We start from the raw sequence: 16,125 nt of genomic DNA, 5'->3' as shown, positions 1-16,125 counted from the left end.
CTGCCTTAATCGGCCGTGATACGTACGGTCCGGCCGGTCCGAGCCGATTCCTCGGCTGCCAGCGCAAACCGCAGCACCTGTCTGCCCTCCACGGCCGTTAGCACTGGCGAGCCACCATTCCGAAGCACCTCCAGGAAATGGCGCGTTGACAGCACGAAGCTCTCCTCCCAACCTGTCGCCATGTCGTGGTACGTCGTGACGGTTCCGTCGCGATAGAGCGCTACGGGCGCCGGATCGCCCAGGCGACCGTGGCCGACATTGATCCAGAGTACCCCCTTGGTGCCTGTGATCTCCACCTTGTCGTCCTGCGCGTAGTGCTTGGTGATCACCTCCATTTCCGGGGAATCAACGAGCTCCAGGCTTCCGATCCGGTTCCCAGGGAACCGGAATGAGATGATCGACGGTGCGTCCACGTACGACCCATCGGGATAGGTCGTCTTGCCGATGAACGCATGCACTTCCTTCGCAATGCCCATGAAGTGCCAGGCCAGTGCAAACTTGTGGTGTCCGTCATCGAACACCAGCGGGCCGCCGCCCGCGCTGCCTCGTTCCTGACGCCACGCACGAGTCGGCCCGGGCACCTCCCAGGCGGTCCGGTTCGACCCCTTGTTGCTCTTCAAGCGGATCGCCAGCGGCCGCCCTACCGCCCCTTCGTCGATCAACTGCTTTGCCCGAATCACGGGCGGAAAAAAGACGAAGTTCTCGAACACCTTGAACGGTCGCTCGGAAAGCTCTGCCGCCGCGACTAACCGGTCGGCCTCCTCGATGGAAATGCACATCGGTTTCTGGAGGGAGACGATCTTTCCGGCCGCGATGGCCTTCTCGGCAGCAGAGAGATGCAGGTGGTGGGGCAGCAGTATCTCGACGAGGTCCACCTCCGGGTCCGCAAGTAGTTCGTCGATGTCGCCGGTGATACGTACGTCGTCCACTCCCCATTTGGACGCACGTCGGTGGGCAAGTTCGACATCCCGATCACAGAGCGCCACGATCCTTGCGTGCGGGTTCTGCAAGTATTCGATGGCATGTAGATCGGAGATGCGCCCCGTCCCGACCATGCCGACCCCGTATGGTTTCGTGTTCATCGCTCGGCACCCGACTCCAACTTAGGGCCTGCTCAACGTGCTCTTCGGACCGGATTGTAGGCGCCGACTGGCCGCTCACCAGCATCACTGTCCGAATAGAGCCGACGGAACGCGCTCTGTTGGCAACGTTGGACAAAGGAGGACGCTGGATAAGTGACGACGAGCCAGGCGAACAGGTCGACTGAACGCCCGGACCAAGGTGCTTTGGCATCGGAAGGTTGGACGGGCCAACCTAGCCTCCACCGTGGGCCGCAGCCATGGACGCCGGAAACCTCATCGCAATGCTGGCCGTGGCGGGAGCCCCCCGGGGCCGGCGTAGTGCGTGGCACTCGGTTCGTGCGGGCCGGTGCCGAAGGACACCCGTGTGCAGCAGCGGCACCGCCACGTATGGTGGTCGGGCGTTAGCCCCACGACGAAGAGCCCGAGGTCGCCCATGTTTCCTGGATTTACGGGAACCCGTGTCGACGCCGGTGGTTGCCGCATTTTTGTTCGGCATGGCGGTTCGGGCCCACCGGTACTGTTGCTTCATGGTTATCCACAAAGCCATGTCGAATGGCACAAGGTGGCACCGCCCCTGGCAGAACGGTTCACCGTGGTGTGCCCGGATCTCCGCGGCTACGGCGACAGCGACAAACCGCCCTCATCGGGCGTGGATCATTCGGCGTACTGCAAGCGGACTTCCGCCCACGACCAAGTTGCGGTAATGCGGACGCTCGGCTTTGAGCGCTTTCATCTGGTCGGCCACGACCGGGGGGTGCGAGTCGGCCTCCGGATGGCGCTGGACCATCCGGGCAAGGTCCTGAGCTTCACCAATCTCGACGTGGTGCCGTCCGCAGAAGCGTTCGAGCACATGGATGCCACCTTGGCATTTTCCTGGTTTCACTGGCATCTGATGCGTCAGCCCTTCCCTTTCCCGGAAACCTTGATTACCGGCAATGCCAAGCTTTTCCTGGACTTCCTGCTCGACCAATGGACGGCAGTCCCAAATGCATTTGACCACGAAGCTTACGCGGAGTATCTCCGTTGCTTCTCAGATCCCGACACCGTCCGCGCAATGTGTGCCGACTATCGAGCCGTGGCGCTTGATCTTGAACACGACCGGGAAGACCGTGGGACAAAGCTTTCCTGTCCGACTCTCGTCCTGTGGGCCGGCAAGATGCCGAAGCGCCCCGGCTGGCAAACCGGCACGTCGCTGGACATGTTGAACGTCTGGCGAATGCGAGCAAACGACGTTCGCGGCAGGGCACTGGATTGTGGCCATTTCATTCCTGAGGAGGCGCCGGATGAGCTACTCGCCGAATTACTGCCGTTCCTAGCGAGCGTTCAGCCCTGATGATCGCGCTGCCCGCCTCCCGCTAGCCCGCATGGCCCGTCAGTCCAATGCCGAGTGGACATCAGTCTGTTCGCAGATGGCGCGACACATCGGCGGGGGTCCTGAGCAGCCGTCACGGGCGCCCGAATTCTGCTGCCGGCCGATTTCGACGGGTCTGCTCCCGATGCCAGTCGCACACGGCTCCCGCCGCCTGGCCCAGCGCGTGTACCGGCCGCGGTCAGGGGGTACCCGGTATGTCGGTGGAGAAAAGGTTCGGCCCGAAAATGTCTTCAAAAGTCGCCAGATACACTTCCCGTACCTCCTCGCCAAAGCATGCAAACACGATTCTGTCTAGGTCGCTGCCGCGCTCCAGGTGGTTTCTTGTCTGGACTGCAGCGATCTGTGTCGCATCTTGTAAGGGGTAGCCATAGGCCCCCGCGCTGATCGCGGGAAATGCGATCGACGCGAACTGTCTCTCGGCGGCAATCTCGAAGCAACGTCGATAGCAACTGGCCAAGAGTACCGCCTCTCCAGCTTCGCCGCCCTTCCAGACAGGGCCGACGGTGTGGATGACGCAACGAGCGCGGAGGTCATGTCCGCTGGTGACCTTAGCGTCACCAGTGCGGCAACCGCCCAAGGCACCGCAGTCTTCCCGAAGGCGTGGGCCTGCCACCCGGTGAATGGCGCCATCGACACCGCCGCCGCCCAGCAATGTGGAATTGGCGGCATTGACGACAGCGTCCACCGACAACGACGTGATGTCAGCTTCGATCACCTCGATACGAGTACCCATCCGTGTTCTCCATCGGTAGGCAGTGACGTGCGACGCCTGAATTCGGACCACCCGGCACAGTTGGGAACTCGTCAGTCGCGACCCGCAGCGCAGTGCGCCTGTGCCCGCGCGAGAAGTACGTAACGCGAACGGATCCGCGCGGCGAGCGCAGCAGGCCAATCGCCGCTGTCGAGAAGATCGAGGAAGTCGTCGAGAACCATCGGAAAGTGTGCTTCGTGCGGGGTATGGAGCTCAGCTGGGATGACAATTTCGTGCCCGAGCTCGGACTGGCGCTGCGAGAGGCCGGGCCGCTCGGCCCCCCATGCGGCAAGCTTCTCCGAGAGGCGCATCCCGAAGCCGCGTGCCGGTTCGCGCGGCACGACGTGCAGTTCACTCCGGAAGCCGGTCTCGGGTCCGCGGCGCGCGACGACCGTTGCGTGCTCGCCTCGGACGGTCATCCGGTGTGCATCGCCACCGCCGTCGGGTTCGCGCCGACCCCATTCCGCTCGCTGCCGGACGGCCACTCCGCGAAGGCGATACCGGATCTCACTGTTGCAGGCGAGGTGCAACACCCCGGCATCCACGTACCGCGCCAGCACAGCCGGGAATTCCTCGACACCGGTGCTAGCGTGGAAGAGTTCGCGTGGTACCCGGGTGTTCCAGCGACACGCGTTTTCGAGCTCGTAGTCTCGCTCGAATACGAAGCCCGGGCCGTCACCGAGAATCCACTGAGCCTCGTCGACCATGTGGGACTGGATATCAACGATGCCGTCGCCCTGAATGCGGGTGTCGTAGTACCAGGAAGGTCTCCGGAGCAGCGTGCCGTTCACCTCTTTGAGCAGGTGGTGCACGGAATGCATGTCGATCGCAGGCTCGTCCGTGCCTCCGTCGAGGGTGCCGAACAGTTTCGTGTCGGCCACGACCATCTGCGCGAGTCGTGCGACCGCGTCGTGGCGAGCGGTCATGATGTCCATCGCGAGCGGCCAACCCGCGGTTACCTGCACGAGATGCGGGAGAGCCGCACTGTCAGTGAGCCAGGGCTTGTCGGCCAGCACGTGCAGCCCCGCGGCGTGCAGGCGGGCAACGGTGCCAAGCTTGGGCTGGTTCTGCCCAGCAAGGACGACGACGTCCCCGCGCCTCTCCTCAATCAATGCCCGCTCCGGGTCCGAGGTTTCGTGCACCCGGATATTCCAGCCCGTCGGCTTGTCGTCTCGCGCGTTGAACGAGCGGACCAGAGCGATGAAAGAGTCGCGCTCCAAGCCGGGACCGGCGTAGAGATGGATAGTGGGGTCGACCCTGGGGTTGTTCACACGCAGCGTGAGCGCGGCGTGGAAGTGGCCGGGCTCGAGAAAGAGGAGCGTGTACATGACAGGCAGTCGCTGATCGGTGGCCACGACGTTAGACCACCCGAGCCGTGACGGCTACGCGACCGCGCGGGGAATGGCTAAAGCTCCATCATGAGTTCTTGTATCGACTATTCCCATCTCGACGGGCCTACTGGTGGTGCAGATCCGCACCTCGGTCGTTGGGAGTTGCAGTCGAGGCGATGGCGGGCACTGGCGGCCACGCAGGCAATCAGGCCGAAGACATCCAAGGCGAGGTTCAGTTCTGCTCTGACGGAGCGAAATCCCCGACCCCCTTGCGACGGTCAACGGCTGTGCGAATGGCACGAGCCATTCACTCGGTGGCGCGGGCTGATCGTTCACACCATTACCGACCCAGAGCCATGCCACAAGGGACAAGGGCCGACCGCTACGCGCGGCAACCCCAGCGTCCGGGCGGCGCCATTGGTGATGGGGCCATCGATAAACGTCCAGGCAGTGTCGCGAAGATGGTCCGAAGATTCGACGAAAAGCGCAACGACCTTTGCTTTGCCGAAGACCAGTGACACCCTATCCTGACGGCGCTCGGAACATACCCCCAAGCTTCCCGTAAGGAACTCTTCCATGGACGCAGGAACCCGTACAGAGATTGAAGCAGCCGTGTTTCGCCGCCTTGTCGAGCACTTTCGGGAAAACCCCGACGTGCAGAACATCGACCTCATGGAATTGGCCGGTTTCTGCCGGAACTGCCTTTCCAAGTGGTACAGCGCGGCGGCAGAGGAGTGCGGGGAGGACGTGACGTACGAGAACGCTCGGCAGACCGTGTATGGCATGCCCTACGCCGACTGGAAGGCGAAGTTCCAGAAGGAGCAACCCGCGGACCGGGTCGAGGCTTTGAAGGACCAGTTCCACAAGCACGATTGACGTCCGATCCAGCACTGCGGACGTATCGATCAGTTCGGCGGAAATCCGATGCTCATGAGACCCCCGCCGCATTCCCGGGAGGTCGTCGCATCACTCCGTGGGACATACCGGCAGGTCCAGTTTGCGGAGCCCGGGAACCAGGCCCGTTCGCGTCGACAGCCAGGCTCTGCCAAACCGGCTCGGCCGGTTGCCGCGGTTATCCCCGGGCGTCGCGTGAGTTGCTGGGTACGTTGAGGACCAGGCCGTCGAGCTGCTCGGTCAGCTCGACCTGGCACCCCAGGCGCGACGTTTGTGTGACGCCCCATGCCAAATCCAGCATGTCCTCCTCGTCGTCGGTCGGCAGGGGCAGACGGTCGTGCCAGTCGGGGTGGACGATCACATGGCAGGTCGAGCACGCGAGAGACGCTTCGCAGGCCCCTTCGATATCGATGCCGTGCTTGTGGGCGATGTCCAAGATCGACTGCCCCGCGGCCTCATCTACTTCGAGTACCGATCCATCAGGCTGGTGGAAGATCACGCGCGGCATGGACAGCTGACTCCTAGGCGCACTGTGCTCGGAGCGCATCTACACCGTCGGCAATGGCCACGGCTGCCCGGTCGATCTCCGCTTCGGTCGTAAAGCGGCCTGGCGAAATTCGGAAGGTGCCCGCTGCCAGCGCCTCGGACACCCCGAGGGCCCGCAGCACGTAGCTGGTCTCGACGGAGGTATCCGAACACGCGGATCCGGTCGACAGAGCGACGTCACCGAGTTCCCGCACGAGGCGATGGGCTTGAATTCCGGCATAGCCCACGCTGAGGTTTCCGGGCAGCCGCGCATCCATTTCGCCGTGAACGACCACGTCCGGATGCCGAACCCGCAATCGGGAGAGCATGCGATCCCGCAGCATCCGAGTGTGCTCCGCCTCCTCGGCAAGCCGTTGGCGGGCAATGCGCGCGGCGACCCCGAGGCCCACGACCAAGGGCACCGGTACGGTCCCGGAGCGAAGTGTGCGCTCCTGGCCGCCGCCATCGAAGAGCGGCTCGATGCGCACACGCGGCCGGCGGCGAACGTAGAGCGCGCCCACTCCCTTGGGGCCGTACAGCTTGTGTCCAGACAGGCTGACCAAGTCAACACCCAGCGCCTGTACGTCGAAGGGAATCTTTCCCGCAGCCTGTGCGGCGTCGGTGTGCAACACCACGGAGCGTTCCCGGCAAAGACTGCCCACCTCCTGCAGGGGCTGCACCGTGCCAATCTCGTTGTTCGCAGCCATGACGGAGACGAGTGCGACACCGGCCTCCAGCACCGCCTCTACGCACTTCAGATCAACAAGACCCGAGGGCTCGACCGGCAGGACCGTCGACCGAAAACCTTCGCGCTCAAGGCGCGCGAACGATTCGAGCACGCACTTGTGTTCGGTAGCGACCGTGACGACATGATCCAAGCCATGCCGTTCGCGGCGGTACCGCGCGGCTCCCTTGATAGCGAGATTGTTGGATTCAGTCGCACCAGAAGTGAACACGATCTCGCGGGAGTCGGCGTTGATCAATTCCGCAACTTCGGCACGTGCTGATTCGACAGCGGAGGCGGCTGCCCGGCCGAACGCGTGGGCATCGACGTGCGGGTTCCCGAACTGCTCACGGAAATAGGGAAGCATCGCGTCGAGCACTTCAGGGTCGAGCGGCGTGGTGGCCTGGCAATCGAGATAAATCGGATGCTGTGGCGCCATCAGTTGCATGACCTTCCGTGGCCTGTCAGCCGTGGCAGCGGGCGCCGGATCAATGCCGCTCGCAGCGGATCTGTCGCGATGCCAGCGGGCCCGTGGGCCAGTGCTCCGAAGCCCGTCCACATAAACCGACACCTGCCTGCGGCATGACCATTACATCACACCGGCCGGTCCCGCCCGGCCCACGCCCGGCGCCCGAGAATCGCCATCGCGGCGCTTCAGGTGTCCATACAGGCCATCAGTCATCCGGTGGCTCAATGCGCGAAGCAGGCAACAGACCCCGCCACAATGCCAAGCTCCATCATACTAACCGCATGCCGCGCTCACAGACTCGAACACCGTAGCCTGCGCCGTCGGCGGTCCCGCGCATCACCCGGGGGGCCTCGCAGGTCAACACCTCGCGGAACTACGCGGCAGGCGGCGCCTCGACACCAATGAAGACGGCCGAGTGCAACCTCTCGGAGGTTCAGCGTCCCAGCTGAGATTCCGGCGCAGGGACAAGGGCCGACGGTGACCGACAGTCCTGACCGTCTCCGGGTGGCGCCGGCGCCATCACGCTCAGAAGAAGATCTCGACGCGTGCCACGTACTCGTCGACGCTCGCTTCCCGCGTGCCCAGACGCCCCCCGACCGCCGTCGGATACTCCACATCGATGCGGCCGGCATTGAAGATGGCGCGGGTGAATGCGTTGAAATACCAGTTAAGCCCGACCGTAAAGCCGCTGGCCTCACCGCCAGTGACGCCGGTGACGTTGCCATCAACGACAGCCAGCCGATCGTTCAGGTCGATCATTTGCCAGCGCGCCCGTAGTTCAAATGCTCCGAGCCCGCCCTGTCCCAGATCGTTGTCCGGCTTCAGGCGCCAGAACTGACCGAAATATGGGTTGTAGTTCCGGCTCTCTCCGGTCAGGAAGTATCCGACATCGACGTATCCGCCGCTGAACTCGTAGCTACCGCTCGACTTTGTGTTGACCTGTGCAGTGCCCCATTCTCCCTGAAGGGAAACCGGGCCTCGAGAAAGGGCGCCCTCGGCAACGACGTACGTGTAGTCCTCGACGGCGCAGAACTTGCCGGTATTCACCAGGGACGTGCCATCGACTGCAGAAATACCGAACGCCCTGAAGCGGAAGCCGCTGCCCATCGAGCCTTCCGGACACGAGCGCATGTGGTCGGCGCCCACGACTTCCTCCTCAGGCTTGCGCCAGTACCCGCTCACGCCGATGTGGGAACTCAGCCTCCGCTCTCTATGCGGCTGCAGCAGGAAACGGCCATGGAGACCCCACCCCTCGTCAAAGTCGCTGTCCACACCGGAGTTCTTTCCGAAGACACCGAACCGGGAGTACGTGAGCTTCCCGCGGTGAGACGCAATCAGCGCCATCACCGGCGCGCTCGGCGCATAGGCGAACGCGTTCGACATCATCGGGCGTTCCGCCATGCCCAGGAAGCTGTTGAATGTGGACGATTCCAGTCCGACCGAGTTGCCGAACTGCCCCGCCATCAGCCACCAGGGCTTGATGCCCCGGTACACGATGGCGGCCGCGCGAAGCCCGCTGTCAACCTGTTCGCCACCGTCCGCCAGGTTGTACGACATGAACACGATCCAGTCCTGCTCGACGACGTTCGCGATGCCAAAGCTGGCCCTCCGCATCTTGGCGCCACCACTGAAGTCCGTGTCGCCCTTCCCGATGTAGTAGTCGTCCCCGAAGACGCCTTCCCAATCTCCGCTCTCGCTGTACGCCGCCAGATCAGTCTGCAGGTTTCCGTACAGGAACGTTTTGAAACGCCCATCGCTTGACGACAAGGGCGCAATCGGGCCGAAGAAGGCCTTGTCGTAGTTGTACGCCCCCTGCTGGCCGGTGATGTCCGATCGGTTGTTTCCGTTCGGAGCCGGCTCGGCCTGCGCCACGGTGGTTGCATCTTCCGCCGGCGGTGGCGGTTCAGCGGTCTCGATCCCCAACGCCTCGGCTAATGCCTTTTCCAACTGCTGAACGCGGAGCTCAAGCGCCTGAATCCGCGCATCTGTTTCGGCAGAACCACTTTCCTGAGCGAATGCCTGGGTTCCCATTCCGACGACAAAAGCAATGGCGTACGCATACGTGAGCAGGCGAAGAAGCATCGGCAGTTCCAGCGAACGTGAGGGCGGACGGCGAGTGGCAATGCTCGGAGTTGACCGGAAAACCTACGTATCTTCGAGCGATGGCCACCGGCACCGTGTCAGACTATAGCGATGCATATGGTATCGACAACCATGTTTACGATTTCGCTTTCACACGGTTGATATTGAAAGCATTTCAACTTGGGTTGCCCCTTGCTACGTCAACGACGGCGGTTTGCGCATCCACCGGATCCGGTAACCCGTCGGCCACTGTTCCCGTGTTGACCCCGGTCAGTTCGCGCGCCAGAAGGACATCGGGCTCAATGGCCACCGGCCGCCGTATCCCCCCGCCCGGTGCAGCTCATGACATGCATGCCGTTCCACGGTCCGTCAACGCTCGCGCCGGCACCCCGTCCGCCGTCAGATATCGATTGAGAAACCGTCGAGCACCGGCCATCATCCGGGGCTCCACATTGGCGCGGATGTCGGGGAATGAAGTTCATCGTGATGGGGGCAGGCGGCGTCGGCGGATACTTCGGCGCCCGGCTTGCAGCATCCGGGCACGAAGTCGGGTTCGTCGCCCGCGGCCGGCATCTTCGGGCGATGCAGGAGCACGGCCTCAAGGTACGCAGTGTGCTTGGTGACATCGCGCTGAAGCAGGTGCACGCGAGCAACGATCCGGCCGTGTTTGCGTCGCCCGACTACGTCCTGTTCACAGTCAAGAGCTATGACTGTGAACAGGCGGCTGCACTCGTCCGTCCCGCGCTATCAAGCGCCACAGGCGTCGTGCCGCTGCTCAACGGTATCGAACACATCGACATGCTCCGCGGGATGTTGGGGCCTCGACGGATTCTGGGCGGCGTCGCGCAGATCAGCGCACTGATCGAAGCCCCAGGGGTGATCCGACATTTCGACCGCATGCAGACGCTCCGAATCGGCGAAATGGACAATTCGCCGAGCAAGCGTGTTCAGGCCCTGCGCGAAGCCTGCACCGCGGCCGGCATCGACTGCCCGCCTCCCGACGATATCGAATACGAACTCTGGCAGAAGGCGGCGATGATCTGCACGCTCGCTGGGGCCAACTGCCTCACGCGCTTGTCGCTCGGGCCCTGTCGGGCCAATCCTGCGACCCGGGCGATGATGGCACGCCTGACGGCCGAAACGGTTGCCGTGGCACGGGCGCTCGGGGTGTCCATGCCCGACGATCAGGAAGCACGGACGCTGGAACTCCTGGACAGGCTGCCAGCCACGATGAAAGCATCGCTGCTCGTTGCTCTGGAGCGGCGGGAGCGGCTGGAGATTTCGGCACTGAGCGGCGCGGTCGAGCGCTTGGGTCGGCAGCTCGGGATTGACACGCCCACCCACCGCACCGTGTACGCCGCCCTGGCGCCGCACGAGCACGGCCTGCGCGGCGCCTGAAAGTGCAATTGCCTGGATGGTGATTGCGGTCCAACAATTGCGTGACTGCCGTCCACTCTGCCACGCCGGCAAACGCGTGCAAGTCGCCGTCCGAGCAGAACGATGAGGTCAGTATGACCGGTTGCGTCGGCCTGAACCTCGATCAGGGACTCGTTCTTCTCTCCGGCACGCGAATCAACGCGGCCGCGGACGATATTTCCGTCTTTCGGAAGATGCTCACTTGGGCCACGCCAGGAAAGCCGGTCATCACGCTGATTGCCGCGGGCAACCTGACGACGACCCAAGCGGCAACAAGCCTGCTGGACGAATGCACGCAGTCCCCACCCGGCTGCAAGCCGTCGCTCCGTGAGGCACCGTCGATGTTCCAGGTGGCCCGGGCGGCCGGTAACACCCTGCACGGCATGAAGACGACCACTCAAGACCGCTCCCTGACATGACAGACCCGGCGACAAGGTGGTGGCAACCATGGCGCGAAGTCAGTGGTGCTACGGTCCTACATGTCGATCTGACTGCCAACCACGAGCACGAGCGTCATGCCCGCGCTGTACTTGATGAAGACGAACAAGAGCGCTGGCATCGCTTTGTGTCGGACCGCCCGCGACGCGAGTTCGCACTCTGCCGCGCTGCGCTACGTTTCAGCCTGTCGGAGCGCCTCGATTGCTCTGCCAGCCAGCTGTCGTTCCACTACCGGGAACACGGCAAGCCGTACGCCACCGTGGCCGGACAGCCGGTGTCGCTGGGGTTCAACGTGAGTCACAGCGGGCGCCATGGACTGATCGCGCTTGGGCACCGAACGTGCATCGGGGTTGATGTCGAAGAACGCATCGCACGTCGCGACTTCGATGGCATCGGCAGCATGGTCTACAGCCCGAGGGAACGGCAGTCCCTTGCGAGTGTCGACGGACAACAGAAGATCAACCGCTTCTTTCGGCTGTGGAGTTTGAAGGAGGCGCTGATCAAAGCGCTCGGTTCTGGATTCTCGCTTGACCCATGCGGTTTCGAAGTACCGGGCGCGATGCTGCAGGGCGTTCGATCCAGCGTGTTTCGGTTTCCGCACGCCCCCTCGGCCGCATGGCGTCTCCTGGATCTTGGGGAGCCGCGGTTTGCCGCCGCGCTCGCCTACAAACTACCCCCGACGTCGACCCGCGGATAAGAACCGCTCGACTTCTCCCGCGCAATGGCCCCAGTTGAACCGGCTCCGGCAACATTGCCGAGCGTCCGTGTCCCGGCTGGGGGGAGCAACACGATCTGCCCCGCCGAGGCAGACGGATCATGCTTCCATGCACCGGCATGGGGCGCGGTCTCGAAAACTGCAGACCCCAATACTTCTCGCGGCTCTGTGCCGGCTTGTCACCCGCTCGGTGTGGTGCCATCCGATGAGAGCGGACTCGTCACGCTTTGCCTTCCATGACGATTTCGACCAGATGGGGCTTCCCGGAATCGAACGCAGACTTGATTGCGGTACTGATTTCATCGCTTTCGGCGACGCGTGTACCGGCGACGCCCATACCAGCTGCCAATTCGACAAAGCCGAGCACGGGTTCGTTAAGGTCCATCTGCGGGTAGCCCTCATTCGACGGGATATCAAAACGTGTTCGGTAGTGGTCCATGTTGTGCTTCAGCACGCGATACTCGCGGTTCGCCAGAATCGCGAAGACGATCGCCAAATCGTGATGGGCCGCTGTCCAGAGGGCCTGGATGCTGTACATCGCCGAACCGTCACCGGAAATCGCGATCAGTGGTCGGTCGGGGTGGCCCAGTTTCACACCGATTGCCCCGGCCAGGCCCTGACCGATCCCGCCGCCTCGCCCACCGAAATAGTCGTCGGCCGTCTTGAACTGGATCGTCCTACTCAGGTCCGAACTAGCCGTTATGGACTCGTCGACAACAATGGTGTCGGGCGGGAGGCCGCTGCGGATCTCTTCCACCACCCTTGGTAGCGCCGGCGGCTCGCGATGCCATGCCTGCTCGACCCGGAGCTTCTGGAAGCTCGCTTCGTCCGCCTTTTTCTGCCGCAATTCGGTGTTGCGCTCCCTCGCTGCACCGGCGAATTTTGCACTCGCCCGCTGCTGGAGGGCCCGATTCATCGCTGCGAGCGTACTCGGCAGATGGCCAACGAGACCGGCGGTCACCGGGTGATTGAAAGCGAGGCGCTCGGTGCTCTCCTCGATCTGCACTACCTGTGCACCCGCGGGGAACGGGCTGCCGTCCGAGTACCAGACCTCTTCGAAGAACGGCCCACCTACCATCACTACGAGATCGGCACTGCGGAGTGCCGCCGCAATGCGCGCGGCGTCAAACGGCAATCCGCCGCGCGCGTTCGGATGACCGGTCGGAAACGCGACCCGCTGGTGGAGCCCCTCGAACCAGACCGATGCCCCGACAGTCTCGGCCAACCGTACTAGTTCGTCGTTGGCGCCCGAGCGCGCCACGTCATCTCCGGCAACGACCGCGGGCTTGTCGCTGGCGAGAAGGTGGTCGACCACAGCGGAGATACCCGCAGGATCCGCACTGGCGGCCCGAAACAGGTCGCCGGCGTTGGCGGCGCCGACGTCCGTCTCCCGTTCCATCACGTCGATCGGTAGCGCTACGAACACCGGGCCCGCCGGCGGATCATGCGCGATCTTGAACGCTCGGCGCATGATGTCCGCAATCTCGTCGGCGCGCTCCACCTGCGTGCTCCATTTCGTCACTGGCGCCGCCATCGCAACGAGATCATGACTCAACAGCGGCTCACGCAGTCGCATTCGCGTGTCCTGCTGACCGGCGGTGACGATCATGGGTGAGTTCGCCTTCAGAGCGCCGTACAGCATCCCGAGGCCATTGCCGAGCCCGGGGGCCGCATGGAGGTTGATCAGACCGGTGTTGCCGCTCGCCTGCGCGTAATAGCTGGCCGCGCCCACGGCAATGCCTTCGTGCAGCGTCAGGATGTATTGCAGATCAGGGCAGTCCGACAACGCTCCGATCAACGGGTTCTCGGTAGTCCCGGGATTGCCAAAGATGTACCTGACGCCATGGGCGGATAGGCTGTCCATGAAGACGTGGCGTCCACGCATACGCGCCTCGCTGCCAAATGCGGCGAAGAATACTCTGTCTTGGGCCGCTGGCTGAACCTACGAGGTGTGCCGATGCAGTGATTCCGGCTGCGATGTATCGCAACCGGAGCGCACTGCGCCCTGAGTGCCCGATCGGCACGAATGCCGAGGGCCTACCCGGCTTCGGTGGTACCGGCGCTTCCGCCGCTGGCTCCCCTCACGAGTCGCCGAGCGCGCTTCTCTTCCCTCGACGGACCCCGCATCTGTCTTCCGCAGTCTCTCGGATCCCGGGCAGTCATCCATGTTGGGCCGTTGCAAGGCGCCCCGCAGTCCCGTTGCCGATCACTGGTCGGACGCGTACCGCAAGGGATCACATCCCTCGAACACCTCTTTTCGCTTGTAGAGCTCCACCAAGTTGGCCACCTCGACCAGCGACAGCGAGATCAGGTAGAGACGATGTGCGGGTGCCGGCATCGGGTCGTCGCGGAAGTCTTCCAGGTAGCGAATCATCGCTTCTAGCCGCGGCTGGACCGTGTCGTAGAAATCGCGGATCTCGGCCATCGAGGACGCGACCCTCTTTTCAGTTCGCGCGCGTTCGGGCTCAAGCGCCCACTCGAGATAGGGCTGGAGATCCCCGAACTCCTCCGGCAATGACGGCCCGTCCATCGCCGGCATCCCGCCTCCGTCGCTGTCGCTGATCAAGTTGGCAGACCAGCGCCGATCCGATCTTCCATCACCCTATGGAAGTGGCGGATGGCGATCTCGTTGTCCTGCAGGATGATGTGGGGCTTGGCGCGCGAGGCGAGGCCAGAATGGACGGCCTCATGCATGGCCGTGTCTTCCTGCAGCGTATCTCTGGAAATGCACTTGAAGTACTCCTGCCGGATTCGCTCCCGAACGGACAGGGGTTCCCTGAAATAGACGCGGATTTCCCAGATTGTGCGATCGACAGCCAGTGGCCAGAAATGATAAGTGAGGTAACTCGTCGATGTGCCTAGCTGGTACAGCAGGATCACGAAATTCGGGAACACGGTGAAGAAATCCATCTCACCGATCATCTGCGGAATGGTGAACGCCCGAAGAATTCCGTCGAACTTGTAGAGAGTGGAGGCTATCGGCGTGAGTTTGTGGCTCTCGCCGTATTCACATGACCAGACACTGTGATAGTTGTAGAGCCTGAGGTCCTGATAGCGGCTTTGATGCTTGTCGTTGGTCCTGAACGCATCGCCGGCCACATGACGATGCTGAAACGGGAAATGATAGAGTTCGTTTTGGGCGTCGAGTCCGATCTTCCAGTTGGCGCGTTCCTCGACACGGTAGGTTTGGCTGAGCGGCATCTTGTCGAACGGACAGCCTGCTAGCTGATCGGCGACACCTCCAAGATAGCTTTGCAGCGTCTGGGCCGGCTCCGGGTCCAGATGGACAAACACGAAACCTTCCCAAATGTCCATGTTGACTGGAGTCAGGCCATGGTCCCGCTTGTCAAGATCGAAGAAGTTTTCTTCGTCCGGGACCCAGAGCAACTCTCCTGTGTCGCTGTACACCCAGTTATGGAAGTGGCAATTGAGCCTGCCCGGGCACGTTCCCCGTTCGTCCAGCACCAGGGTGTTGCTGCGATGCGAACAGACATTGTGGAAGGCGCGTACGATACCGTCCGAGCCCCGGACGACCAGGATGGAAGCCTGGCAGATGGCAATATCTCGCACGAAGTAGTCGCCGATGCCTGGAATCTCGTCGACGCGTCCCACATTGATCCAGCTGCGGCGAAAGACCAGATCACGCTCAAGGGCGAAACGTTTCTGGGAAAGGTAGGGCTCGGTTGGGAGCGGCTCGGTTCCGACATCAGGGTACTTCTCGACCCATTGCTTTTCGCGCAGCTTGGTCTTCATCGCCATTTCATTCGGGCAGTCGGGCGTCTGCAGCCGGCTCCAATCGTCGTGTCGGCAACCACGATAGCATGGCAACGTCTCGCAAACGTGCTTGCGGGCAGCATGAGCTTGCGCTAGTTTGCGGACGCTTCTCGCTCGCCTGTGTCATCTAGTTTCAAGCTATCTAAACCCCACCTCCAAGGTAGGCGGGGGCGAAGCTAGAGGCCAGCATTCCGCTTGAACGTAATGCAAGAAAGGAACCCAAACACATGTCGTCAACAGAAAGCCGCCTGAGGCAGCTCATCAACGAGAACCTTGATCTGGATCATGAGCCAGATTTCGACAGGGCGTTCAGCGATGCCGGGGTCACTTCCATGCAAGCGGTGGCATTCTTCAAGCTGGTCAACGACGAGTTCGACCTAAAGATGGTGGCCGAGGACTGCATGCAGTTCGATACGCTGCGGGATTTGGTAACCCACATCGACGCACGCGCCGCCTGACCGTTTCTTGGTGACCGGCCGCCCCTGGCCGACCGCCACCTGACGTCAAACGTGCTCAACGACTGCCCCCGATGCGGGGCAGTCAGGGCTCGCA

At 62.8% G+C, this 16,125-nt stretch carries 16 protein-coding genes; 6 read left to right on the top strand and 10 right to left on the bottom strand.

The window, feature by feature from the left end:
- Positions 1-5 precede the first annotated feature (5 nt).
- On the bottom strand, positions 6-1,082 hold the full coding sequence (locus tag OXH60_02075) for a Gfo/Idh/MocA family oxidoreductase (GenBank protein MDE0710903.1): 1,077 nt from the start codon (positions 1,080-1,082) through the stop codon (positions 6-8).
- Positions 1,083-1,515: 433 nt separating this feature from the next.
- Here OXH60_02075 and OXH60_02070 point away from each other — a divergent pair, with 433 nt between their 5' ends.
- Positions 1,516-2,415, top strand: coding sequence for an alpha/beta hydrolase (locus OXH60_02070; protein MDE0710902.1), 900 nt, complete (start codon positions 1,516-1,518; stop codon positions 2,413-2,415).
- 217 nt (positions 2,416-2,632) lie between these two features.
- On the opposite strand, the gene OXH60_02065 is transcribed toward OXH60_02070, so the two are convergent.
- Positions 2,633-3,187 (bottom strand): O-acetyl-ADP-ribose deacetylase, encoded by a 555-nt coding sequence (locus OXH60_02065; GenBank protein MDE0710901.1) that lies wholly within the window; start codon positions 3,185-3,187, stop codon positions 2,633-2,635.
- Positions 3,188-3,258: 71 nt separating this feature from the next.
- On the bottom strand, positions 3,259-4,533 hold the full coding sequence (locus OXH60_02060) for a hypothetical protein (GenBank protein MDE0710900.1): 1,275 nt from the start codon (positions 4,531-4,533) through the stop codon (positions 3,259-3,261).
- Between the two features lie 579 nt (positions 4,534-5,112).
- Between OXH60_02060 and OXH60_02055 the strand changes: the two genes are divergently transcribed.
- Positions 5,113-5,412 carry a DUF1244 domain-containing protein gene (locus OXH60_02055; protein MDE0710899.1) on the top strand — a complete coding sequence of 100 codons (300 nt, stop codon included), beginning with the start codon at positions 5,113-5,115 and terminating at the stop codon, positions 5,410-5,412.
- 196 nt (positions 5,413-5,608) lie between these two features.
- On the opposite strand, the gene OXH60_02050 is transcribed toward OXH60_02055, so the two are convergent.
- The 4 genes from OXH60_02050 to OXH60_02035 form a co-directional block, all read right to left on the bottom strand.
- On the bottom strand, positions 5,609-5,938 hold the full coding sequence (locus OXH60_02050) for a 2Fe-2S iron-sulfur cluster-binding protein (protein MDE0710898.1): 330 nt from the start codon (positions 5,936-5,938) through the stop codon (positions 5,609-5,611).
- A 13-nt stretch (positions 5,939-5,951) separates the two neighbouring features.
- Positions 5,952-7,127: an aminotransferase class V-fold PLP-dependent enzyme gene (locus OXH60_02045; protein ID MDE0710897.1), complete on the bottom strand. Its 1,176-nt coding sequence runs from the start codon at positions 7,125-7,127 to the stop codon at positions 5,952-5,954.
- Between the two features lie 546 nt (positions 7,128-7,673).
- On the bottom strand, positions 7,674-9,230 hold the full coding sequence (locus tag OXH60_02040) for a porin (protein MDE0710896.1): 1,557 nt from the start codon (positions 9,228-9,230) through the stop codon (positions 7,674-7,676).
- 175 nt (positions 9,231-9,405) lie between these two features.
- Positions 9,406-9,540 carry a hypothetical protein gene (locus OXH60_02035; protein MDE0710895.1) on the bottom strand — a complete coding sequence of 45 codons (135 nt, stop codon included), beginning with the start codon at positions 9,538-9,540 and terminating at the stop codon, positions 9,406-9,408.
- A 161-nt stretch (positions 9,541-9,701) separates the two neighbouring features.
- Here OXH60_02035 and OXH60_02030 point away from each other — a divergent pair, with 161 nt between their 5' ends.
- From OXH60_02030 to OXH60_02020, 3 genes are all read left to right on the top strand, one after another.
- Positions 9,702-10,628, top strand: a complete 927-nt coding sequence (locus OXH60_02030; protein MDE0710894.1) for a 2-dehydropantoate 2-reductase — start codon at positions 9,702-9,704, stop codon at positions 10,626-10,628.
- A 113-nt stretch (positions 10,629-10,741) separates the two neighbouring features.
- A complete protein-coding gene (locus OXH60_02025) occupies positions 10,742-11,065 on the top strand; it encodes a hypothetical protein (protein MDE0710893.1) in 324 nt (107 codons plus the stop codon).
- Positions 11,062-11,781, top strand: coding sequence for a 4'-phosphopantetheinyl transferase superfamily protein (locus tag OXH60_02020; protein MDE0710892.1), 720 nt, complete (start codon positions 11,062-11,064; stop codon positions 11,779-11,781). The genes OXH60_02025 and OXH60_02020 overlap by 4 nt, the downstream gene beginning before the upstream one ends.
- Positions 11,782-12,019: 238 nt before the next feature.
- Here OXH60_02020 and OXH60_02015 read toward each other — a convergent pair whose 3' ends face one another.
- From OXH60_02015 to OXH60_02005, 3 genes are all read right to left on the bottom strand, one after another.
- Positions 12,020-13,684 (bottom strand): thiamine pyrophosphate-binding protein, encoded by a 1,665-nt coding sequence (locus tag OXH60_02015; GenBank protein MDE0710891.1) that lies wholly within the window; start codon positions 13,682-13,684, stop codon positions 12,020-12,022.
- 321 nt (positions 13,685-14,005) lie between these two features.
- Positions 14,006-14,329 (bottom strand): hypothetical protein, encoded by a 324-nt coding sequence (locus OXH60_02010; GenBank protein MDE0710890.1) that lies wholly within the window; start codon positions 14,327-14,329, stop codon positions 14,006-14,008.
- A 32-nt stretch (positions 14,330-14,361) separates the two neighbouring features.
- Positions 14,362-15,552: an aromatic ring-hydroxylating dioxygenase subunit alpha gene (locus tag OXH60_02005; protein MDE0710889.1), complete on the bottom strand. Its 1,191-nt coding sequence runs from the start codon at positions 15,550-15,552 to the stop codon at positions 14,362-14,364.
- A 248-nt stretch (positions 15,553-15,800) separates the two neighbouring features.
- On the opposite strand from OXH60_02005, the gene OXH60_02000 reads away from it, so the two are divergent.
- Complete coding sequence (locus OXH60_02000; GenBank protein ID MDE0710888.1) at positions 15,801-16,031, top strand: acyl carrier protein; 231 nt, start codon at positions 15,801-15,803, stop codon at positions 16,029-16,031.
- Positions 16,032-16,125 lie beyond the last annotated feature (94 nt).

The organism is Rhodospirillales bacterium (assembly GCA_028824295.1).
GTDB lineage: Bacteria > Pseudomonadota > Alphaproteobacteria > TMED109 > TMED109 > VXPW01.
The sequence above is the reverse complement of the archived record's forward strand: the minus strand, read 5'-3'. Positions and strand labels throughout refer to the sequence as shown.